This window comes from Sulfitobacter sp. EE-36 (assembly GCF_000152605.1).
Lineage (GTDB): Bacteria > Pseudomonadota > Alphaproteobacteria > Rhodobacterales > Rhodobacteraceae > Sulfitobacter > Sulfitobacter pontiacus.
The window spans coordinates 101,851-122,003 of sequence record NZ_AALV01000004.1; the positions used below are offsets into that span (position 1 = coordinate 101,851).

Sequence of the window (20,153 nt, forward strand, 5' to 3'; positions counted from 1 at the left end):
GATTATTCGCCCCGACCTTGTTCGTTTGTATCGTCGCTCTCGACCGGTAGGCCGAGGATGAGGCGCAGCGTGCGCTCGGCAAAGGCTAGCGCAAAGAGCACCGACCCCAAAACCATCGCAGATTGAGGCCACCAAAGCGGAACGGCCACCACACCTTGGCTGACTTCGTTGTAAGTCCAGCTTTCGTGGACATAACCAAAGATCGCCCAAGCGACCCACCCCATCATTGCGGTGGCAAAGGCAGCGGCCAGAATGTCAGCGATATGTCCCAGACGATCCGGCATCAGCTGGCGTAACGAGGTGACGCGGATATGATCGCCCCGTATCAGGGTCGCCGGCAGCGCAAGGAAAATCGATGCGCTCAGCCCCCATGCCGCGAAATCATCCGCCGACGGGATTTGACTTCCCATCAGGCGAAGGCCGATTTGCGACAGGATCAGGGCCGCGATCCCCAGAAGGGACAGCGCGGCCAAGACTCCGCAAAATTTGAATAAATGGCGGGTTAGCAACATGGCGGGGGCTCCGGATTGGTGGGGCGGGCGGGGTAGGGACACCCCTAGCTGTTTGCATAAAGGCCCGGGCATTTGACAGCCCGAGCCTGCTTGGATCAGTTCAACGCATCGACGATCTTTTGACCGTCTTCACCTGCCTGTTCCAGCCATTCTGCACGCATGGTCGCGGCAATCGTCTCGAAGTCGGCGGCCAGTCCTTCGGGGGTCGGCAGCACGTTCATGCCATTGTCAGCCATTGTATTTGTCGCTTCGGTAGTGGCCACTTCGGCCATCTCAAAGCCACGGGTTTCCGCCAGTTCAGCCGCTTCTTGCAGCGCGGTTTTCACCTCGTCAGACAGACCGTCGTAGGCCCCTTTGTTCACGATCACCATGTTCTTCGGCAGGAAGGCCTGAACGTCATAGTAATGCGACACGAAATCCCAGGCTTGGCTGTCCACACCCGTCGACGGCGAGGTGATCATACCGTTGATGACCCCGGTCGAGAAGGCTTGGCTGATCTCGGAGGTGGCGATGGTGGCGGGAACGGCACCCAAAAGCTCGGCCAGACGCGCGGTCGATGGGTTGTAGGCGCGGAATTTCACCCCGTCGAAAGAGGAGCCGTCGGTCACCTCTTGGTTCATGTAGACGCCTTGCGGTGGCCAAGGGGCGGCGAACAGCAGAACCAGTCCATCTTCGGCCAGTTTTTCTTCGTAGATGGGGCGGGAGGCTTCCCAAAGCGCGCGGGCCTCGTCGAATGTGGTCGCCAAAAGCGGCACGGCATCCGCAGAGTAAACGGCGTCTTCGTTGCCAAGGGCCGAGATCAGGACTTCGCCGATGGGAACGATGCCGCGCTGAACGCCGCGCTTCAGTTCGGGGCGCTTGAGCAGGACCGAGTTCGACACAACGTCGATTTCCAGCGCGCCATCCGACAGGCGGGCCACGTCATCGGCAAAGGCGCGGATGTTCTGGGTCAGATAGTTGCCGTCTGGTGCGTCCGCTGACATTTTCCACGTTTCGGCATGGGCCAGACCGGCTGTCAGGGCTGCGATCGCAGTTCCGATGAGAAGGTGTTTCATGTGAGGTATCTCCTGTTGGGGTGGTTTGTTGTTCTTGCCCTGCCGTTTTGGCAGGGCAGGGTGGTTCATTCAGTCTTCTAATGCGGGCAGGTCCTGCGCATCCAATGACCACATCAGGCGGAAGGTTTCGGCCTCGCGCACCGCGCCGCCCAATTTCTCGGTCAATTGGCGCAGGGTCGCTTCGGCGATAGGCTCTGACGTCACATCCACCGCGATGCAAGGCGCCAGAACGCGCCCTTCGGTGTTTTCAGACGGCAGCGGGGTCGAAAGGGTTTCGTCGGGGATCATGTGATGCACGCGCAGCACGCCTTCCTCGGCCATCAACTTGCCAAGCACGTTGCTGACGGCGTCGGTATCCATTGCATTCGGCACCAGTTCGATCAGCACCAGTGCGCCGCCCCAGCCAAAGCCGCCCTCTTGCGCGACCTGCATCACCCGGCGGCGGGTGTTGGACATCCGACCAAAGTTGGTGATCGACCACTGGGTCTGTTTGGTAAAGGCTTTGCGGTAGGCGTCGGAGGTGAAATCGGCAAGACTGCTGGCGCGGTAAAGCGCAAGGTATCGCCGGGCCGAGCCGGATACCGCACGATAGCGCCGCGCACCGGTGAAGCCCGGAATGCGAACGCGCTCCTCCATATGCTCTCTGTCATACCACTGGTTGAAATCTGCTTCATGGTCTGGGTCGATATCGCTCCAGACGAAAAGCTGTGCCTGATCGGTTGTACGGATATTGCTCATTCTGCATCCTGATCTTGGACATAGCTTTCCCGTCACGTGGCGGGGCACGGCCCGCCTCCGTCGAGGTGCGGTCAAGCTCTGTCGATTGTTGTTGGGGCACCCTTGCCGAGATGGGGCCCAACGACAAACGGGATTATTCAGGGGGGGGTGATAGGGTTTTCCGATCAGGCCGGTTCACACCGCGTCAGGTTTGGCGCTGATGACGCTCTGCACAGACCCGCGCAAGATCGGCGATTGCCTTGTAAGTGGCCACATCGGAACTGCGCCGCCAGATGCAATACAGCGGCAGCGGCGGCAGTTCCGCATCGACATCAAGCTCGTAAATACCTGGCCCGGCCAAATCACAGGCCAGTGGCATGGTCGCAATCCCAAGTCCGCGCTGTGTCAAACGGGCAATCGCGGCCATTGATGTGATACAATGTACGATCGAAGGCCGCAGGCCGCGATCGCTGAAAAGCGCGAGTACATTGGCATGGGGGCGCGAATTGCGGGTGAAGGTGATCAGCGGGCTGGTGACAACATCAGCGAGGGAGAGTTTTTCGTCGCGCATCCCCTCTGGCCCGAACCAGCCCATGGCCAGTGGCGGCAAGTCGGCGCAAACACAGGTTTGATCATGGCGGTCATCTGTTGTCAGCAACATATCCAAAGCACCGCGTTCAAAGGCGGCCGCGATGTTCGGCGTTGGCTCAACCGTCAGTTCAAGCTCTAGCCGGGGATAGCAGCGCGCCACCTCTTCGATCAGATCGCAAAGCCAAGTATGAACGACCGAAGATACCAGCCCCAGACGGACCCGCCCCACGGCGGTGGTCGGATCGGACAAGGTGGCGCGCAGATTGCGCTCCGTCGCGAGCATCTCTTGCGCTGTTTTAAGAATCATGGCCCCGGCAACCGTGATCCGGGTGGCGTGAAACTCACGGTCAAACAGTTCGACCTGGAGGTCCGTCTCCAGCGACGAAATCCGGCTGGAGACCGTCGCTTGGCTCACATTCAATTGCTCGGCCGCCGCTCGGAAACTACCCAAATTGGCGACTGTGACGAATGTCTCTAAAAAGCGCGTGTTCACGAAGAGCCTCTATTTCTTGTTTCGGTCGCGAAGGAAGAGGGTAATTCAGCCCGACGGTGAAGTCACCTGTCGTCAAAGAACGCTGGACCAATCAGGTGGTGAGCAACAATTGGGCGGTGAGCGGCCCTTCGCTACACCATTTGTAGATGTCCGGTGTGCGGACAAAGCTGCCGTTCGGCGCTGTCATGCAAACGACCGCTTCATCCAAAAACCGCATGCATCAGGAAAAAAACGGAAGTGTCAGGCGGTTATGAGCCAACTCAAGTAAGGCTGTCTTGATATGGACATTCAGGACGTGCCGCCGGAAATTTGTAGTGCAGCAAGGTGCGTTGCGTCGAAGAAGATGTCAATTTCTCCAATAGGGCGATGAGCTTGCCGAACTTGCCTCGGTAGGAACGATTTGGCATGCATAGATCAACCGATCGGATAAGAGGTCGATATCTATGAAAAAGTTCATATGGTTAGTTTCTGGCATCGTCGTATTGGGAGGCGCAGTTGCTTCCTGCTCTAATAACGAACGCCTCTTATGCTTTAACCCAACAGGCTATTGTGGGGGAAGCAGCACGCCGGACCCTGATCGCATCGGAGGACCGTCTTGGTTCCTTTGGCAATCCAGCGCCGAGGAAAGATTGGCGTATTACCGTGAGGAATGCTCAACCAGCACCATGCCGATGCCCTCCAACGATGTGACGACATGTGCGCTTGAGCACATTAAGTATCAGACCCATTCAAATTGCGTTCAGTACTATCTGCCGCCGACCAGGCCCAAGGACGCAGCTGAGGAAGCGCAGCGCAACACGGCTTTTGAACGCTGCAAGCGCGATATTCTCAATTAACATGATTTGTAAAAAGTGATCGGTGCCGTTAACGGCCCAGACCGTCCACTCCCACGTTGTGCCGACGCCGCAGCGCAGGTGCAAAGGTGTGGAACGCGGGACAAACCGAGCTTTCGCTGCGGCTGCGCCAATGACGCACTTCGGAGAATGGGTGTTCAGTCGGCCTTGATTTTCGCGTTCTAAAAGCGGTCATTTCTGGAGCGTCTCGGCTAGAGTGGCAGACCAACGGTAGCTGGCCTGCCCCAGTTCTTTACTCAGGACACTTGTTCGCAAAACCGAATTCTGTTGCCAAATGGGTCATGCACTTGGATTTGCAGGCCCCACGGCAATTCTTCCAAATCAGGACGCCCGAAGGAATACTGCTTATCCGAAAGCTCCTTATGAAACATTCGAACTTTTTGAGTTGGCAAAAATACGTTCGATCCGGGGCTTGCGTCGCAATGATGCTCTGTAAGATGTAAAAGCGCACCGGCACGCTCGACGCCCATGTAGAGCGGCAGTTGCTTTTCTTGACGATGCTCAAATGCGACTTCGAAGCCAAGAAACCCGCAGTAGAACTCTCTTGCTTTGGCCTCATCAAAAATGCGGATGATAGGGCTGATTTTACCGAAGTTGATCGCGTTAGAAACAGCACCTTCCAGTTTGGCCGATGCTGTGTCCCAATCTGAATATCCCAACGTGCTTGCAACGAGCTCCAAAGCCTCTGAGTGGGAAATATCTTTGTCGCCTTTGGCCAAGGCTGACCGAAGTTTGCGGGCCATAGATTTGGCCTGATCTACACTGTTCATGATGATCTCCATGCCAGCAAAGTGTTTACGGCGCTCGCTTTACCGACCAAGTGCTGGACGGAGTGTTTGAATTAAACATTAGAGCATTTTCACCTTACCCAACAGGGTGCGAGCGGCTGGCAACACAAACCGAGGTAAGAAGGCCATATTCAGTAAAGTTGGTCAAGAACTGCTTTGTGTGCCCACAAAAAACGCTCGTTTTTGACACGGCCCAAAAACATTCCAATTTATGCTGTCAAAAACCCCTTTCAGAACCCAGCCAGTTGTTGAAGGTTTTTGGGATGCTCGTGAAAGCGGTCATTCGTGCACAAAGCAGCATAGGTAAGTCTGGGCTCACTGCGGACCTCGGATGCGGCGCAGCATCATATGGTATGATGTCTTGTCAACGTCGGGTTGTCGATGTGGGAGGGCGTGGTGGATCGGAGGATGCATCATGGAAACATCAAACTTACCGGCCATCCGCGCCTTACGCCCAGCCTGGAACAAAGGCCGGATCGTCGGCCAGAAAAGGCCGCTCAAGCCCAAACACGTCTGGGCGATCAGGGTGCGGCTGGAATTGGCCGAGAACCACCGTGATCTGGCCCTCTTCAATCTTGCCATCGACAGCAAGCTGCGCGGCTGCGATCTGGTGAAAATGAGGGTGGTCGATGTTATGGCATCCGGCCAAATCAAGGAACGCGCGTCGGTTCTTCAGAGCAAGACCCAGAAATCTGTGCGCTTTGAAAGCTCCGAAGGCACCCGTGCATCGCTGGCAAGATGGATGCGGGAGCCGCTGATGGTCGGATCCGAACACCTCTGGACTGGGCGTTTTCACGAACGGCTTCACATCTCGACCCGCCAGTATGCGCGAATTGTGCGTGACTGGGTGACTTCCATCGGTCTGGAGGCAAGCGCCTATGGAACGCACTCGATGCGGCGAACGAAGGTCACGCAGATTTACAAGAAGACAGGCAACCTGCGGGCGGTCCAGCTGCTGTTGGGTCAAACCAAGATGGACAGCACTGTCAGGTACCTCGGCGTCGAGCTTCAAGATGCGCTTGTGATCGCCGAAGCTATCGAAATCTAAACGGCTGGGCCGTCGCCACAGACGGCCCTTAGCTGCCGTCCGGGTCTTAGAGTATTGCTGCGCAACAGCATGCAGAAAGCCGATATTCCACTGCGGTCGGCCAACTTTCTGATCCTTTGGAATCCAAAAGGCGATCTTCGCGTGTTTGACGCACCTTCATACGCGGTACACAACAATCCTTCATGTTTCGTCCAGTTCGGATCAATCTGTTTCGCCCACAGTCCCATCCGATAGCACCGTGAGGAGAGGACACTCTGGCCTGTCCGAACCGCTGCACTTCGCAATCGTTTCCGCCAAAATGGTCTCGATGTTCTGGAGATCCATTATCTTTGCCCGCACGACGTCGAGATGATGCCGCCCGCGCTTCTCAACTTCTGCACAAGTATGGCTGCCGCGATCTACCATGCTGAGCAGTCCTCGGATTTCCTCCATCGTAAAGCCCAGTTCACGCGCCCGCATGATAAAGCCAAGCCGCTCGACATGCGTCGGCCCATAGCGGCGGTGTCCAGCGGGGCTGCGCGGTGGGTCGGGCATCAGACCGACGCCTTCATAATAGCGGATAGTCTCAAGGTTGCAGCCGGTCAGGCGTGCAAGGTCAGAGCGTTTAAGGTCTCTCACAACACCGTGATCATCAACCATGCGTTTTCTCCTTGATCCTGTAGTTGCTACAGACCCTATCTTGCAAGTCATCACAGGGCAACAATGAGCAAAGAGATGACAGATCACACCCCCGCGACCACAGACCAGCACGAAGACCGATCCGGTTGGCTCGCCACCGGCGCTGGCGTGATTGGCGCGCTCGCCATGACCTCCTGCTGCATCCTACCGCTTGTTCTGGTCAGTCTGGGTGTGACCGGGGTCTTCATTGGTCAGCTTACCGCCCTTTATGCCTACAAGTGGGTGACTTTGAGCTTCGCGGCAGCGGCGCTCGCCTATGGGTTCTGGAAAGCTTATCGCCCAGTCCCTACTGACGCCTGCGCGGACGGTACCTGTGCGCGCCCGATTGATCGCGGGCTGATGCGCGGGCTGCTCTGGGGCGCTTTACTTGTCGTGCTTCTCGCCTTGGCCTTTCCGGCACTCTCGCCCTTCCTTTTGACATTCTGACCATGAGGTCTCCCATGAAACTTCTTATCTCCACCGCTGCGCTCATCCTTTCAGCCAGCGTAGCAATGGCCGCAGAGGCCACCACACGCGTCGTTGTTGAGGGGCTCACTTGCCCTTCGTGCAGCTACATCGTCGCCACCGCGATGAAGCGCGTGGAAAGCGTCGAAATCCTTGAGTTCATCGAGGGCGATACGAAAAACGGTCTTTATGTCCTGCGCTATGACAATGCGCTCACCGACCCGGAGGCCATCGTCGCTGCCGTGACCGGCGTAGGCTATGGCGCGTCATTGGCCACGGAGAGCGGATCGTGAAGGAAGCAAAGACACCCGACAACCAGAGCCGTCTGCTCAAGGTTGGTCTTATCGGCACGGTTATCGCTGCCCTCTGCTGCTTCACGCCTGTGCTGGTCATTTTGTTCGGCGTGGTCGGACTGTCGGCGTTGCGGGGCTGGCTCGACTACGTGCTGCTGCCCGCGCTCGCCGTCTTTATCGGCATCACAGTTTACGCGCTCTGGAAGCGCCGTAATTCGGAGAACCCCTCATGAAAGATAGCAGTTCACCCCAAAACGGCCCCTATGATCTCGCCGTGATCGGCGCCGGCTCCGCTGGTTTCTCCGCTGCCATCACCGCGGCCGAAGCTGGTGCGCGCGTGGCACTGATTGGCGCAGGCACCATCGGCGGCACCTGCGTTAACGTGGGCTGCGTGCCATCCAAAGCCCTGATCCGCGCGGTCGAGAGCCTGCACCACGCGCGTGCGGCGGGTCGGTTCGATGGGATTGAGGCCGAGGCCCGCGTGACTGATTGGGCGGCTACAGTTGCGCAGAAACAGGCGCTGGTCGAAGAGTTGCGCCAAGCGAAATACGCGGATGTTCTGCCCCGGCATGAGAATGTTGATTACGTTGAAGGCCGGGCGACATTCGATGATGAAGGCAAGTTGACGGTCGATGGCAGCCTCTTTCCGGCGGGAAAGTTCATCATCGCCACCGGCTCACGCCCGCATGTGCCTGCCATCCCGGGGATTGAGGAGGTCGATACGCTCGACAGCACATCAGCGCTGGAGTTGACCGCATTGCCATCCTCCATGTTGGTTCTCGGCGCGGGCTATATCGGCGTGGAACTGGCGCAGCTTTTCGCGCGCGCCGGAGTCGACGTGACGCTGGTTAGCCGTCGTGGCGTGCTGCCCGAAGCGGAGCCCGAGGTTTCGGCGGCGCTGGAGGGCTATTTGGCGGACGAGGGCATCCGACTGGTGCGTGCAAAAGGCTATGATCGCATCTCAAAGCAAGGCGCCGCCATCGCACTGAACCTTTCGGATGACCAAGTGCTGACAGCAGAACGGCTCGTGCTCGCAACTGGCCGCGTGCCAAACAGTGACGGGCTGAACCTCGCGGCTGCCGGGATCACGGTGGGTGCGCGGGGAGGCATCGAGACCAACCCTCATATGCGCACCACCAACCCTAACATCTGGGCGGCAGGTGATGTTACTGGCCGCGATCAGTTCGTCTATATGGCCGCCTATGGAGCCAAGATCGCCGCCCGGAATGCTGTGGCGGATGAGACACGCACCTACGACAACGCGACCATGCCTTGGGTCGTCTTTTCTGATCCGCAAGTGGCCGGTGTCGGGCTTAGTGAAGCGCAGGCCCGCGCCGCTGGCCTTGAGGTCGTGACCTCCATTCTGCCACTTGACGCTGTGCCGCGTGCGCTGGCGGCCCGCGATACGCGCGGGTTGATCAAGCTGTTGTCCGAAGCCGGGAGCAAACGGCTGCTCGGCGCACAGATCCTCGCGCCAGAAGGTGCCGATAGCATCCAAACCGCGGCCATGGCGCTGAAAGCCGGGCTGACTTACGAGGAACTTGGCGATACCATCATGCCCTATTTAACCACGGTCGAAGGGCTGAAACTGGCAGCACAGACCTTCGAGAAGGATGTGGCCGCCCTGTCGTGCTGCGCGGGGTGAAGACATGGCAGACCGCTCAAACCACGATTGGCTGAGCACCCGGCGCGACAGCCTGCTTGCTTGGTGGCTCCCCATCGGCGCAATGCTTCTGGCGATTCCGCTTGCCGATGGCCCCAAAACCGCGTTCTGGGTCGCCGCACTGGCTTGGATGGGCATCGCCTGTCTGCGCAATGCCCATCGCTGTGGCCGTGTGCATTGCCGCTACACAGGACCGTTTCTGCTGGCGATGACACCACCGGTGCTGGCGTATGGGGCTGGCGTGTTGCCGTTGGGCGGCGACGGTTGGCGCTGGCTTGGGCTCTCGATCGGTCTCGGCGGGACTGGAATCTGGTGACTTAGTGAACGAATGCTCGGCCGATATCGTTGAGCCTGCGACAGACGCGTTCCGAACTCTCGACTTTAAGGAAATTTCATGACCGAAACACTTGACCTGATCGTCATCGGCGCCGGCATGGCCGGGGTCAACGCTGCGAAAAAGGCCGCGCGTGCAGGCTGGTCCGTCGCCATTGTGGACGAGCTCCCCTACGGCGGCACCTGTGCCCTGCGGGGCTGTGATCCAAAGAAAATGTTGCGCGCCGGGGCCGAGGCGGTCGACGCCGCGCGGCTGCTGAGCGGCAAGGGAGTGGCCGGTGACACGCGGATCGACTGGCCAGCGCTGATGAAGCACAAGGAAAGCTTTACGGACCCGGTGCCTGAGAACATGGAGGACGGGTTGAAGAAGGCCGGTGTGCAAACCTTGCATGGATCAACCCGCTTTACCGCAGCGGATCGGATCGAAATCGATGGCCATGGCGCAATCACATTCGGTCATGCGCTGATCGCCACTGGCGCGAAACCGCGTCCGCTGGATTTTCCTGGTGCCGAGCGCCTAATCGACAGCACTGATTTCTTAAACCTGTCGAACCTGCCAAAGCGCATCATCTTCGTGGGGGGCGGCTACATCTCATTCGAATTTGCTCATATCGCCGCACCAGCGGGCGCCGAGGTCACGATCCTTGACCACGGCGCACGGCAGCTCAAGCTGTTCGATCCTGATCTTGTCGATATGCTGCTGGAGCGCAGTCGCGCGGCGGGGATCGAAATCATTTCCGAAACAACCCCCGAAAAGATTGAAGCTGCAGGCAAAGCGCAGCGCATTTTCTACGGCAAAGACGGTAATACTCATGTCAAAGAGGCCGACCTCATGGTTCACGGCGCAGGTCGCATGCCGGCCGTCGATGAGTTGAATCTAAGCGCTGCTGGAATCGAAACCGAGCATGGCGGTGTGAAGGTTAGCCCTTGGCTGCAATCCACCTCCAACCCCCGCGTCTACGCAGCCGGTGACGCCGCAGCCTCCCCGGGCAAGCCTCTAACCCCGGTGGCTGTCTTCGAAGGCAAGATCGCCACTTCGAACATGCTGAAAGGCAAGCAGACCGAGCCGGACTACACAGGCGTGCCCAGCGTGGTGTTCACCATCCCCGAACTCGCACGGGTCGGCATGCTGGAAGAAGAAGCGCGCGAGACCGGCGATGTAGAGGTATCATTCACAGATACTTCCGGCTGGTTCTCCCAGAAACGTCTGGGCGAGACCCATGCAGGTGCCAAGATCATCTCGAATTCAGAGGGCAAGATCTTGGGCGCGCATATGTTCGGTCCGGACTACGCGGAACTCATCAATATCTTTTCTTTGGCAATCAAGCTGGGGCTCACGGTTGATCAGATCAAGACGATGCCCGCGGCATATCCAACGGGGGCGTCGGACATCGGTTCGATGCTCTAAGGTCGCCGAGTTGCTGCCAACCCCCGCTTCGAGAGCATGCGACGCGGCACCCTAACATGACCAAAAGGACGTCATAAACCAGTATGTCAGATGCATTGCGCGAGCGTCTGCTCTTAATGTCGCGGGGGGGGCTCTCTTGCGCCCGCAGCGAACGACCGCTTTCCGCCGATTCTGTGGAAAAACTAACGTCTGCAAACGCAGAAATAGCTGTTCCAGATCCGGCGCTTGCGCCTTTCCTATCAGGCTTTGCGCGTTTGCTGCGGCGCAGGAAAGATCTTAGCAAGTTTCCGGAGGTTTTGGACGGTTGCGGCGAGCAGGAATTCATCATTTGCGCCGCATGGACCACGTAATCGGAGCCGCCCCAAGCCAAGGATGCGTTTGAGGTGCGCGAAGAGCATCTCGACTTTCTTTCGCAACCGCATCGAGATCGCATACTGTTTGGTCTTGGCAATATCACGGGCGGCCTGCCGGGCATCTTCGTGTTCTTCGCGGGTGATCTTGCGTGCATCGGCTTTCGGACAGCACTTCATCTTCGATGGGCAGGCCTGACAGGTGTGTTTCAAAGCCTGATACTTGGCGACGCCTTTGCCGGTGGGACCACGGTTTGGATCTGAGTAGTTGCGGCGGAATTGCTTGAACGGCTGGCCTTCCGGGCAGATGTATTGGTTGTTCTCAGGGTCCCATTCAAAGTCGGCGCGAGACCAGGTGCCGTCAGTCCATCCAGCTTTATCCAGCACTGGAATGTGGGGTTTGATGTTACGATCAACCAGCCATCCCAACATTGGCCCTGATCCATAAGCAGTGTCTGCGATCAGTCTTTCTGGATCAATGTCGTGCCGGTCTTTGATGCGATCCAACATGGTGCGCACTGACCCGACCTCTGCCTGCCGGATCGACCGCGTTCCCTCAACGTCCACGATGACGCTATGGTCGGTATCAATCAGATAATTGGTAGAATAGCTGAAGAACGCGGGGCCTTTCCGAGCTGCGGTCCACTGGCTGGCGGGATCAGAATGGGACGTAAACTTGGCTTCAACCTCGGATGCTGCACCAAAAGCCGCGTCATCCAGGACGTTGAGATATTCCTTCACCGCACGCGGCGCATCTTTTGGATCGATGGCACTGCGGTCCCAATCTTCCTTCGGTGTAGAGTTCTGTTTGTTCGCTTCAGCCTCAATCAGGCTGACACCTGCCGCAAGGCGTTGCCCGCTCACCAAGCCATCAGCGATACACCGTGCGACGGTCTTCTCGAACAGGTGGCGCAGAAGTTTGCTTTTCTGAAAGAGCCCGTGCCGGTTCTTGGAGAACGTCGAATGGGGACTATCCTGAATTTTGTGCGCTGACGTGGTAACTGCTTACAGAGGAGACCCACGTATGAGCATCGACAAAGACTTGCTGGACCGTCTGATGGAAGGGCGTTCACCCGGTGACCTGTTTGGCAAGAGCGGCATCCTAGCGGAGCTGACCAAGGCGCTGGCGGAACGCGCGCTGAGCACAGAGATGGATGTCCATCTCGATGAAGAGCGCGCAGATGATGCGTCTGAGGGCCAGACCCAGCCGCCCAATCGGCGCAATGGCAGCAGCCAGAAGACCGTGACCATGGACAGCGGCAAGGTGGTTCTGGACATTCCCCGCGACCGGAACGGCACCTTCGATCCGATGCTGATCGCGAAGTATCAGCGGCGCTTTCCTGAATTCGACCGCAAGATTGTCAGCATGTATGCCCGGGGAATGACGACCCGAGAGATCCAGGGGCATATCGAGGAAATCTACGGCGTCGAGGCCTCGCCCAGCCTGATTTCCGCGATCCCCGACGCGGTCATGGAGGAGGTCACCGCCTAGCAGAACCGCCCGCTGGAGCCCTGCTATCCGATTGTCTTCATGGACGCGATCCGGGTCAATATCTGCAGCGACGGGGCGGTCTCGAACAAGGCGGTCTTCGTGGCCCTCGCGGTGCTGCCGGATGGCACGCGGGACGTTCTGGGCCTGTGGTTTCAGGCCAATGAGGGCGCGAAGTTCTGGGCCAAAGTGCTCAGCGACCTGCGCAACAGGGGCGTCTAGGACATCCTCATCGCCGTCGTGGACGGGCTAAAGGGCTTTCCCCAGGCCATCGAGGCCGCATTCCCCCAGCCCCGGATCCAGACCTGCATCGTCCATCTGCTGCGCCATTCCATGAACTTCGCCAGCTACAAGGACCGCAAGGCCGTCGCCGCCGCCCTCAAGGCGATCTACACGGCCGTGGACGTCGAGGCGGCAGAACTGGCTCTGGCTGAGTTCGAGGACAGCGATCTGGCAAGGCAGTATCCGGCGATCGCGCCGAGCTGGCGCCGGGCCTGGAACGAGGTCATCCCGTTCCTCGATTACCCGCCCGAGGTCCGCAGGCTGATCTACACCACGAATTCCATTGAGGCCTTGAACTCGAAAATTCGCCGTGCCGTCAGAACCCGAGGTCATTTCCCAAGCGACGACGCTGCGGCGAAATTGATCTATCTGGCGCTCAATGCTACATCGACCGAGTGGAAGCGTTCGGTCCGCGAATGGCACGCTGTCAGATCTCAGCTTGCCATCATGTTCGAAGACCGCTTCCCGATGGCGTAAGAAAACGCGTCACGCACAAAATTCTGCACAGTCTCGAGGGTTTCTGGTTCATCGTAGCCTTTAAGGAGCGAAGATGAACAAGAAGCCCGGAACATCGAAAGATGCAGCTGACAAGCTGGTCAAAAACATCCGCCGCAAGACCCGCCAGACCTACTCGGCGGAGGAGAAGATCCGCATTGTTTGGGCCGGATTGCGCGGGGAGGAAAGCATCTCTGCGTTATGTCGCCGCGAGGGTATCTGTGACAGCCTGTATTATACTTGGTCGAAGGAATTCCTTGAGGCTGGAAAGCGTCGCCTTTCCGGCGGTGAAGGGGACCGTGGCCCCGGTGGGGCGGCGAAAGCCCCGAAACGCGCGTCAAGCGACATCGCCTGAGGTAAAGGGTCTGCGATCCGAGGCCATGGCTCTGAAGGAATGCGTGGCTGACCTAACCCTTGAGAACCGTCTGCTCAAAAAAAGCATGACAGGGGCTGGGGAGTTCGAGGAATGAGGTATCCAGCAACCGAGAAGTTGGAGATCATTCGCACAGTTGAAGGGTCGCATCTGCCAACCAAGAAGACCCTTGATATGCTGGGCATCCCGCGCACCACATTTTACCGACACCTCTCACACATGCTGCGCATGTGCTGCCGGTCAGCGGGATATGGCCGATATGTCGAAGGTGGCTTTGATACCCTGGCAGATCGTTCGCCACGTCCAAAGTCGGTCTGGAACCGCATCCCTGATGTCCGCCGTGACGATCTGATCGAGTTTGCGTTGGAGCATGAGGCACTGACCACACGCGAGCTGGCCGTTAAATATACCGATGAGAAGCGATATTTTGTCTCTGAATCATCGGTTTACCGCATCCTGAAAGCCGCTGATCTGATTACTGCGCCGGACTACGTGGTGATCAAGGCCGCCGATGAGTTCACGGACAAGACCACCGCCATCAACCAGATGTGGCAGACTGACTTTACCTACTTCAAGATCATTGGCTGGGGCTGGTATTACCTGTCCACCATCCTCGACGACTACAGCCGCTACATCATCGCCTGGAAGCTCTGCACGAACATGCAGGCCGAGGATGTGACCAGCACGATCGAGCTGGCGCTTCAGGCATCGGGCTGCGACCAAGCCGTGGTCCGACACAAACCCCGTCTGCTCAGCGACAACGGCTCCTGCTATATCTCTGGCGATCTGGCCAAATGGCTGACCGATCAGAAAATGGACCACGTTCGCGGGGCGCCATTCCACCCACAAACCCAGGGCAAAATCGAACGCTGGCACCAGACCATGAAGAACCGTGTTCTGCTGGAGAATTACTACCTGCCCGGTGATCTCGAACAACAGATCGGGGCCTTCGTCGACTACTACAACAACCAGCGCTACCACGAGAGCCTGAACAACGTCACACCCGCCGACGTCTACTTTGGACGGGACAAAGCCATTCTGAGAGAACGGGAGAAGATCAAGAAACTGACGATCCGACAGCGCCGCTTGCAACATCAAAAACAAGCCGCATAATCAATCACGCAACCGAACCAGAGCCTCCAATGTTCAAGCCGCTCTGATGTCCCATTTTATATGACGACTGACAATTCAGACATCGCGGGTCTCCTAACGATAACTTCATTCAATCAATTGCTTGAATGATAGCTATTTTTCTGTGCCAGACAATCCGGAAAGCTTCTTTTGATGTTTGAGACCTTTCTCTCTGCCGAACCCATGATCCGCCTTGCTGCCTTTCTGGGTGTGCTTGTGGCTATGGCCCTCTGGGAAGTCGCGGCGCCGCGGCGTCGGCGGCAGATCCCGCGGGTGATCCGTTGAACGAACAACCTCGCGCTGGTGGCCGTTGACACGATCATCTTGCGGCTCTCATTTCCGATCGTAGCGGTTGGCCTTGCCGTCATGGCTGAAGAACGGGGCTGGGGGTTCTTTAATAACTTTGACTTGCCCGTCTGGGTGGCAATTACCGCCTCAATGCTGCTGCTTGATCTGGCGATCTACCTACAGCACGTGATGTTCCACGCGGTCCCCGGCCTCTGGCGGCTGCACCGCATGCATCACGCCGACCTCGAGTTCGATGCGACAACAGGGTTGCGGTTCCACCCGGTTGAAATTCTCATCTCGATGGGCATCAAGCTCGCGGTGGTCGCCGCCATCGGCCCGCCCGCCGTGGCAGTGCTGCTGTTCGAGGTGGTCTTGAACGCGACCGCGATGTTCAACCACGCCAATATCCACCTGCCGCGCCCGGTGGATCGGATACTGCGCCTTTTTGTGGTGACCCCTGACATGCACCGTGTTCACCATTCCGTCGATCCACGTGAGACCAACTCGAATTACGGCTTTAACCTGCCGTGGTGGGACCACCTTTTGGGGACGTATGTTGCGCAGCCAGCCAGAGGGCATGAGGGGATGGAGATCGGGATTGAGCAGTTCCGCAAGCGCCGGGACCTCTGGCTTGATCGCATGCTGATCCAGCCGGTTCGCGGCCCAGCCTCGGGCGGCGCACTCGACCCGAAGGTCACGACGAAAGAGCCTGTCGATTGATCAGAGTTCATCCGGAATGGGCCTGGCGCGGGCCCGTCATATTCAGAACTGCGTGCGAGACACACCCACGTTGTCCGACTCGTCAGCGGGCCAAAAGCGCAAAGCTGCTACGATCCTGAACGCAGCCAAACCCCCCAGCAGTATAAACGCCGGAGCCGTTCCGAATGCGGTCATGGTCCAACCTGCCAAAGGATAAGTGACCAGCCAGCAGGCATGAGACAACGCGAATTGCGCTGCAAATACAGCAGGCCGGTCTTCTGGCTAGGCTGATCGGCGCAAGAGACGGCCCGAGGGTGTCAAAACCGCAGAATTGCCCAGACCGATAAGCATCCAAATCGTCAGCAGGAGGGGCCAAGATAAGCCGAAACCTATGATGCCCGCTGCGATCCCAAACAGAGCCAGCATCATCAGCCAAGCCCCTGTCAACATGACGGGTCTATCCGGGAATTTGTCCAGCACTCTGGGCAGAGCCAGTGCCGCGATCATGCTGCCAGCCCCGAAGGCAAACATCGACCAAGCCAGTGCTATATCTTCAAGCCCCAGTTGCCCCCGCACCAACACTACCGAGTTTACCAGAACCATCGCGCCCGCAGACGACACAGCGAGGTTCAGCCCCAGCAGTCCGCGCAACCGGGGCGTTGCGAGGTAGATCCGAAGCCCCCGCGTAGTGCGATCATAAATCCCGCGCGCGACTGTCGCCTTGGGAACGGGCAGAATGACCGTCAACACCAGCAGCGCCGAGGCCCCAAAACCCGCGACCGTCCCAAGAAACAGGGTGTTATAGCTCATCACCGCCAGCAGCACAGCGGCCAGCGCGGGCGAGATGATGTTTTCCAGATCATAGGCCAAGCGGGACAAGGACAGAGCCCTGGTATAGCGCGCCTCATCCGGTAGCACGTCAGGGATGGTTGCCTGAAAGGTCGGCGTGAAGGCGGCTGAGGCCGATTGCAGGAAGAAGATCAGCATATAGATCTGCCAAACCTCGGTTACGAAGGGGAGGGCCAAGGCCACCGCAGCCCGCACCAAGTCCAACGTGACCAATAGAGCACGGCGCGGCAGACGCTCGGCAAAGGCGCCGGCAATTGGCGCGATGCCGACATAGGCCACCATTTTGATCGTGAAGACGGTGCCAAGCACCATGGCAGCCCGATCCCCGGCCAGATCATAGGCCAATAGGCCAAGCGCCATCGTTGCCAATCCAGTGCCAAGTAACGCGACAACTTGGGCAAAGAACAGATGTCTGTAGGTGCGGTCCGATAGAACAGCCAGCATGATGCCCTCAGAGGTAACGGGTGATAGCTTTGAGTTCCGCACGGTCACTCTCGGAGCCATCGACCTCAAGGCAATGGTCGATGTGGTCATGGATCAACACGCGTTTGGCGTTGGTCAAGGCCTTCTCGACGGCTTGCAACTGCTGGGCCACATCAACGCAAGGCTTGCCTGCTTCCAACATCGCGATCACCGCACGCAGATGCCCATCGGCACGTTTCAGCCGGGCAATGAGGGCGGGATGACTTGCATGAATATGGGTATCTGACATACTAAGACTCTATCCCCCTGGGGGGGATAGAGCAAGACGGCGAAAAGCGCCGCGTAATTGACGAGAGGGCAGACAGGACAGATGACTTTTCTACGGACAACTGGGCAAGCCGCTTTTGCGATGCTTCTCTGTATGGCCGTGCTCGTCTGGTCCGTGGTGCCGACCTCTTCCCATGTTCCTGCGGTGTTGGATGTTCTTCAAGAACATGAACAGATGATCGCGGATCACGGGCACTCTCACGGGTTAGAAGAAGACCTTGCTTGGGCCATGCACGGGCACAGCCACGACAGTGCAGACCATGATCATAGCCAAGCCGTCGTGTTTGGCCGCGCCTTGGCCGCGCAACCTGTTGAGGTCTACAGGGCCGCTTGGCGGCTGAGTGTCGCTTCTGCAAATTCCTCAAGGGTCTACCTGATCGAACGACCGCCGCGCGTGTGACTGGCCGCGCCACTGGCGCTCCCATTCCTCACAAATCACATACGCGGAGTTCAACCCACGAACACAGTCCCACGGGGCTGGACCGATTTTGGCGCACGCCGGATCGCGATCCTGTCCCTTGTCACAGTTACCTTGCTCATTCAGAGCGCAAGCTATGCCATGGCGCATAACGTCACGCCCGGGGATGCGGGCTATATTCAGGAAATCTGGGGGGTGAACATCATTCCCTTCATGTATCTCGGTGCCAAACACATGGTGACGGGTTACGACCACATCCTGTTTTTGTTTGGCGTCGTCTTCTTTCTCTACAAGATGAAAGACGTAGGCATCTATGTCAGCATCTTTGCTGTGGGGCATTCGACGACGATGCTGGCGGGTGTCTGGTTCGGCTGGGGCATCAACGCCTATATCGTTGATGCCATCATCGGTCTGTCGGTCGTCTATAAGGCGCTCGACAACCTTGGCGCTTATCAACGCTGGTTCGGCGCGCAGCCCAATACCAAGGTCGCCACGCTGATCTTTGGCTTCTTCCACGGCGCCGGTCTGGCCACCAAGCTTCTCGACTACGAGATCGCCCCGGACGGCCTATTGGCTAACCTTCTGGCGTTCAATGTGGGCGTCGAGATGGGCCAACTGATGGCGCTTGCCGTCATCCTTATCGTCATGGGCTTTTGGCGGAAATCACCTAACTTCTTCCGCCAAGCCTACACCGCAAACGTCATCATGATGGCTATGGGGTTCATCCTCATGGGCATGCAGATCACCGGCTATTTCGTAGCCGCGTAAGTAAATAGGAGAACCACATGTTCAACGCAGAAAAACCAAGCCTCAACGAATTGCCCACTTCCGCGCAACTCATCCGCTCCACCGCCATTGCTGCTGCCAGTGCCGCATTGATCCTCGTGACCGTTGTGCTGCCCGCGGAATACGACATCGACCCTACGGGGATCGGCGGCGTGCTCGGTCTGGCCGAAATGGGCAAGATCAAAAGCCAGCTTGCCGCAGAGGCCGAAGCGGACCGCATCAAAGCGCTGGAAGAGCAGGGCGCGCTTGTGCCCCAAGAGCAGTCAAGCCTGATGAACGACATCTTCAGCGTCTTCGTCGGGGCCGCCCATGCAGAAGAAGTGCCGTCTGAACCCGTGCAAGAATGGCGCGATGAGATCACCTTTACACTCGCCCCCGGCGAGTCTGCCGAGTGGAAGTTGGTGATGGAAGAAGGCCAGACCGCAGAATACGTCATGTTGGTCGACGGCGGGCGCGTGAACTTTGACTTGCACGGTCATGGTTCGGGCCAATCCGAGACCTATGAAAAGGGCCGCGGCTCGACAGGTGAACAGGGCGAAATCACCGCCGGTTTCGCAGGTCAGCACGGTTGGTTCTGGCGCAACCGTGACAAGACTGAGGTGACTGTGACCGTTCAGGTGCGCGGCGAATACGACGAATTCAAAGACGCCAGCTAAACCGCGTGGCTGCCGGCCCTTTGAGGAGGGTCGGCAGCCTATCCGGCGCGGGGCGCGAGAATAATCACCACTGCGCCAAGAATGCAGAGGCCTGCCCCGGCAGCATCCCAAAGATCAAGCCGCTGCCCTTCTACAGCCCACATCCACACAAGCGAAGCCGCGATATAGATACCGCCATAGGCCGCAAAAGCGCGCCCGGCGAACCCGGCTTCGACCAAGGCCAACAACCCCGCAAACAGCGCCAAGCTCAGCAGCCCCGGCACCAGCCACAGCGGCGAAGCGCCGCGCCACCACGCCCAGACCGCGAAACACCCGACGATCTCAGCCAATGCCGCAAGCGGATAGAGCAGGGCAGCGGGCATCAGGCGGTGGTCCCGTGATCGGCAAGGCATTCTTCATGGTCGCGCAGCACCTCAAGAATGCGACAATCAGCCACCCGATCCGCATTGCACGCCCCGATCATGCGCTGCAATTCAACGCGGAGGGCTTCGAGCCGCACCAGCCGCGCCTCGACGTCGCGAAGTTGCTTTGCTGGCGGGAATGACGGATGAAGGAGAGACGGTCCAGTTCCGCATCGCCGTAACGCCGCTGGCCGCCTTCGGTCCGGCCGGGCTCGGGCATCAGACCTATCTGTTCATAATACCGGATCGTCTGCACTTTGGTGCCGGTGCGTTTTGCGAGTGTGCCGATGGCAAGCATATCTGACCCCT

General features: G+C 58.3%; 21 protein-coding genes and 5 pseudogenes. 15 read left to right on the top strand and 11 right to left on the bottom strand.

What is annotated here, in order from left to right; genetic code table 11:
• Nucleotides 1-2: 2 nt before the first annotated feature.
• The 4 genes from EE36_RS00490 to EE36_RS00505 form a co-directional block, all read right to left on the bottom strand.
• Nucleotides 3-473 (bottom strand): TRAP transporter small permease, encoded by a 471-nt coding sequence (locus EE36_RS00490; protein ID WP_005848390.1) that lies wholly within the window; start codon nucleotides 471-473, stop codon nucleotides 3-5.
• Between the two features lie 134 nt (nucleotides 474-607).
• Entirely contained in the window at nucleotides 608-1,567 is a 960-nt protein-coding gene (locus EE36_RS00495) for a TRAP transporter substrate-binding protein (RefSeq protein ID WP_005848391.1), read from the bottom strand.
• Between the two features lie 69 nt (nucleotides 1,568-1,636).
• On the bottom strand, nucleotides 1,637-2,305 hold the full coding sequence (locus EE36_RS00500; protein ID WP_005848393.1) for a DUF4286 family protein: 669 nt from the start codon (nucleotides 2,303-2,305) through the stop codon (nucleotides 1,637-1,639).
• A gap of 184 nt (nucleotides 2,306-2,489) precedes the next feature.
• Nucleotides 2,490-3,368, bottom strand: a complete 879-nt coding sequence (locus tag EE36_RS00505; protein WP_005848394.1) for a LysR family transcriptional regulator — start codon at nucleotides 3,366-3,368, stop codon at nucleotides 2,490-2,492.
• Between the two features lie 443 nt (nucleotides 3,369-3,811).
• Here EE36_RS00505 and EE36_RS17435 point away from each other — a divergent pair, with 443 nt between their 5' ends.
• The gene (locus EE36_RS17435) at nucleotides 3,812-4,204 is read left to right on the top strand and encodes a hypothetical protein (protein WP_156785499.1); all 393 of its coding nucleotides are present in this window, start codon (nucleotides 3,812-3,814) and stop codon (nucleotides 4,202-4,204) included.
• Nucleotides 4,205-4,458: 254 nt separating this feature from the next.
• Here EE36_RS17435 and EE36_RS00510 read toward each other — a convergent pair whose 3' ends face one another.
• The gene (locus tag EE36_RS00510; RefSeq protein ID WP_039911259.1) at nucleotides 4,459-4,992 is read right to left on the bottom strand and encodes a glyoxalase superfamily protein; all 534 of its coding nucleotides are present in this window, start codon (nucleotides 4,990-4,992) and stop codon (nucleotides 4,459-4,461) included.
• A 433-nt stretch (nucleotides 4,993-5,425) separates the two neighbouring features.
• Here EE36_RS00510 and EE36_RS00515 point away from each other — a divergent pair, with 433 nt between their 5' ends.
• The gene (locus EE36_RS00515; protein WP_005848397.1) at nucleotides 5,426-6,058 is read left to right on the top strand and encodes a tyrosine-type recombinase/integrase; all 633 of its coding nucleotides are present in this window, start codon (nucleotides 5,426-5,428) and stop codon (nucleotides 6,056-6,058) included.
• Between the two features lie 201 nt (nucleotides 6,059-6,259).
• Here the strand turns inward: EE36_RS00515 and EE36_RS00520 are convergent, their stop codons facing one another.
• Complete coding sequence (locus EE36_RS00520; RefSeq protein WP_005848398.1) at nucleotides 6,260-6,697, bottom strand: helix-turn-helix domain-containing protein; 438 nt, start codon at nucleotides 6,695-6,697, stop codon at nucleotides 6,260-6,262.
• A 75-nt stretch (nucleotides 6,698-6,772) separates the two neighbouring features.
• Here EE36_RS00520 and EE36_RS00525 point away from each other — a divergent pair, with 75 nt between their 5' ends.
• From EE36_RS00525 to EE36_RS00550, 6 genes are all read left to right on the top strand, one after another.
• Entirely contained in the window at nucleotides 6,773-7,162 is a 390-nt protein-coding gene (locus tag EE36_RS00525; RefSeq protein ID WP_039911262.1) for a mercuric transporter MerT family protein, read from the top strand.
• Nucleotides 7,163-7,176: 14 nt separating this feature from the next.
• Entirely contained in the window at nucleotides 7,177-7,473 is a 297-nt protein-coding gene (locus EE36_RS00530; RefSeq protein WP_005848401.1) for a heavy-metal-associated domain-containing protein, read from the top strand.
• Nucleotides 7,470-7,706 (top strand): mercury resistance system transport protein MerF, encoded by a 237-nt coding sequence (gene merF, locus EE36_RS00535; protein ID WP_005848403.1) that lies wholly within the window; start codon nucleotides 7,470-7,472, stop codon nucleotides 7,704-7,706. Before EE36_RS00530 ends, merF begins: the two co-directional genes overlap by 4 nt.
• Nucleotides 7,703-9,118, top strand: coding sequence for a mercury(II) reductase (gene merA / locus EE36_RS00540; RefSeq protein ID WP_005848404.1), 1,416 nt, complete (start codon nucleotides 7,703-7,705; stop codon nucleotides 9,116-9,118). The genes merF and merA overlap by 4 nt, the downstream gene beginning before the upstream one ends.
• A gap of 4 nt (nucleotides 9,119-9,122) precedes the next feature.
• Nucleotides 9,123-9,452, top strand: a complete 330-nt coding sequence (locus EE36_RS00545; protein ID WP_005848406.1) for a hypothetical protein — start codon at nucleotides 9,123-9,125, stop codon at nucleotides 9,450-9,452.
• Between the two features lie 78 nt (nucleotides 9,453-9,530).
• Nucleotides 9,531-10,877, top strand: coding sequence for an NAD(P)/FAD-dependent oxidoreductase (locus tag EE36_RS00550; RefSeq protein ID WP_005848407.1), 1,347 nt, complete (start codon nucleotides 9,531-9,533; stop codon nucleotides 10,875-10,877).
• A 239-nt stretch (nucleotides 10,878-11,116) separates the two neighbouring features.
• Here EE36_RS00550 and EE36_RS00555 read toward each other — a convergent pair.
• Nucleotides 11,117-12,211: pseudogene (locus EE36_RS00555) on the bottom strand (transposase); the annotation flags it as partial.
• Between the two features lie 40 nt (nucleotides 12,212-12,251).
• Here EE36_RS00555 and EE36_RS00560 point away from each other — a divergent pair.
• The 4 genes and pseudogenes from EE36_RS00560 to EE36_RS00575 all read left to right on the top strand — a co-directional run bounded on the left by EE36_RS00560 (nucleotide 12,252) and on the right by EE36_RS00575 (nucleotide 16,005).
• A pseudogene (locus tag EE36_RS00560) lies at nucleotides 12,252-13,475 on the top strand (IS256 family transposase).
• A gap of 73 nt (nucleotides 13,476-13,548) precedes the next feature.
• Nucleotides 13,549-14,979, top strand: a pseudogene (locus tag EE36_RS00570) (IS3 family transposase).
• 171 nt (nucleotides 14,980-15,150) lie between these two features.
• Nucleotides 15,151-15,282: a hypothetical protein gene (locus EE36_RS17735; protein WP_005848423.1), complete on the top strand. Its 132-nt coding sequence runs from the start codon at nucleotides 15,151-15,153 to the stop codon at nucleotides 15,280-15,282.
• Between the two features lie 81 nt (nucleotides 15,283-15,363).
• On the top strand, nucleotides 15,364-16,005 hold the full coding sequence (locus EE36_RS00575; RefSeq protein WP_254655517.1) for a sterol desaturase family protein: 642 nt from the start codon (nucleotides 15,364-15,366) through the stop codon (nucleotides 16,003-16,005).
• Nucleotides 16,006-16,047: 42 nt separating this feature from the next.
• On the opposite strand, the pseudogene EE36_RS00580 reads toward EE36_RS00575, so the two are convergent.
• Both EE36_RS00580 and EE36_RS17245 read right to left on the bottom strand, forming a co-directional pair.
• Nucleotides 16,048-17,277: pseudogene (locus EE36_RS00580) on the bottom strand (MFS transporter).
• 7 nt (nucleotides 17,278-17,284) lie between these two features.
• A complete protein-coding gene (locus EE36_RS17245; RefSeq protein WP_005848429.1) occupies nucleotides 17,285-17,545 on the bottom strand; it encodes a metal-sensing transcriptional repressor in 261 nt (86 codons plus the stop codon).
• 120 nt (nucleotides 17,546-17,665) lie between these two features.
• Between EE36_RS17245 and EE36_RS00590 the strand changes: the two genes are divergently transcribed.
• From EE36_RS00590 to EE36_RS00600, 3 genes are all read left to right on the top strand, one after another.
• A complete protein-coding gene (locus tag EE36_RS00590; RefSeq protein ID WP_254655518.1) occupies nucleotides 17,666-17,983 on the top strand; it encodes a hypothetical protein in 318 nt (105 codons plus the stop codon).
• 102 nt (nucleotides 17,984-18,085) lie between these two features.
• Nucleotides 18,086-18,769, top strand: coding sequence for a HupE/UreJ family protein (locus EE36_RS00595; protein WP_198005480.1), 684 nt, complete (start codon nucleotides 18,086-18,088; stop codon nucleotides 18,767-18,769).
• A gap of 17 nt (nucleotides 18,770-18,786) precedes the next feature.
• Entirely contained in the window at nucleotides 18,787-19,443 is a 657-nt protein-coding gene (locus EE36_RS00600) for a hypothetical protein (protein WP_005848435.1), read from the top strand.
• 38 nt (nucleotides 19,444-19,481) lie between these two features.
• Here EE36_RS00600 and EE36_RS00605 read toward each other — a convergent pair whose 3' ends face one another.
• Together EE36_RS00605 and EE36_RS00610 are read right to left on the bottom strand one after the other, a co-directional pair.
• A complete protein-coding gene (locus tag EE36_RS00605; protein WP_005848437.1) occupies nucleotides 19,482-19,805 on the bottom strand; it encodes a YnfA family protein in 324 nt (107 codons plus the stop codon).
• Nucleotides 19,805-20,142 (bottom strand): annotated as a pseudogene (locus tag EE36_RS00610) (MerR family DNA-binding transcriptional regulator). The gene EE36_RS00605 and the pseudogene EE36_RS00610 overlap by 1 nt, the downstream one beginning before the upstream one ends.
• Nucleotides 20,143-20,153: the final 11 nt, after the last annotated feature.

What these genes read in the sequence shown, in the direction of transcription:
- merA (WP_005848404.1), top strand. Translation starts at nt 7,703, where the DNA reads ATGAAAGATAGCAGTTCACCCCAAAACGGCCCCTATGATCTCGCCGTG.
- EE36_RS17435 (WP_156785499.1), top strand. Translation starts at nt 3,812, where the DNA reads ATGAAAAAGTTCATATGGTTAGTTTCTGGCATCGTCGTATTGGGAGGC.
- EE36_RS00545 (WP_005848406.1), top strand. Translation starts at nt 9,123, where the DNA reads ATGGCAGACCGCTCAAACCACGATTGGCTGAGCACCCGGCGCGACAGC.
- EE36_RS17245 (WP_005848429.1), bottom strand. Translation starts at nt 17,545, where the DNA reads ATGTCAGATACCCATATTCATGCAAGTCATCCCGCCCTCATTGCCCGG.
- EE36_RS00525 (WP_039911262.1), top strand. Translation starts at nt 6,773, where the DNA reads ATGACAGATCACACCCCCGCGACCACAGACCAGCACGAAGACCGATCC.
- EE36_RS00500 (WP_005848393.1), bottom strand. Translation starts at nt 2,305, where the DNA reads ATGAGCAATATCCGTACAACCGATCAGGCACAGCTTTTCGTCTGGAGC.
- EE36_RS00600 (WP_005848435.1), top strand. Translation starts at nt 18,787, where the DNA reads ATGTTCAACGCAGAAAAACCAAGCCTCAACGAATTGCCCACTTCCGCG.
- EE36_RS00550 (WP_005848407.1), top strand. Translation starts at nt 9,531, where the DNA reads ATGACCGAAACACTTGACCTGATCGTCATCGGCGCCGGCATGGCCGGG.
- EE36_RS00530 (WP_005848401.1), top strand. Translation starts at nt 7,177, where the DNA reads ATGAAACTTCTTATCTCCACCGCTGCGCTCATCCTTTCAGCCAGCGTA.
- EE36_RS17735 (WP_005848423.1), top strand. Translation starts at nt 15,151, where the DNA reads ATGTTTGAGACCTTTCTCTCTGCCGAACCCATGATCCGCCTTGCTGCC.
- EE36_RS00515 (WP_005848397.1), top strand. Translation starts at nt 5,426, where the DNA reads ATGGAAACATCAAACTTACCGGCCATCCGCGCCTTACGCCCAGCCTGG.
- EE36_RS00495 (WP_005848391.1), bottom strand. Translation starts at nt 1,567, where the DNA reads ATGAAACACCTTCTCATCGGAACTGCGATCGCAGCCCTGACAGCCGGT.
- EE36_RS00575 (WP_254655517.1), top strand. Translation starts at nt 15,364, where the DNA reads ATGGCTGAAGAACGGGGCTGGGGGTTCTTTAATAACTTTGACTTGCCC.
- EE36_RS00605 (WP_005848437.1), bottom strand. Translation starts at nt 19,805, where the DNA reads ATGCCCGCTGCCCTGCTCTATCCGCTTGCGGCATTGGCTGAGATCGTC.
- EE36_RS00520 (WP_005848398.1), bottom strand. Translation starts at nt 6,697, where the DNA reads ATGGTTGATGATCACGGTGTTGTGAGAGACCTTAAACGCTCTGACCTT.
- EE36_RS00510 (WP_039911259.1), bottom strand. Translation starts at nt 4,992, where the DNA reads ATGAACAGTGTAGATCAGGCCAAATCTATGGCCCGCAAACTTCGGTCA.
- EE36_RS00590 (WP_254655518.1), top strand. Translation starts at nt 17,666, where the DNA reads ATGCTTCTCTGTATGGCCGTGCTCGTCTGGTCCGTGGTGCCGACCTCT.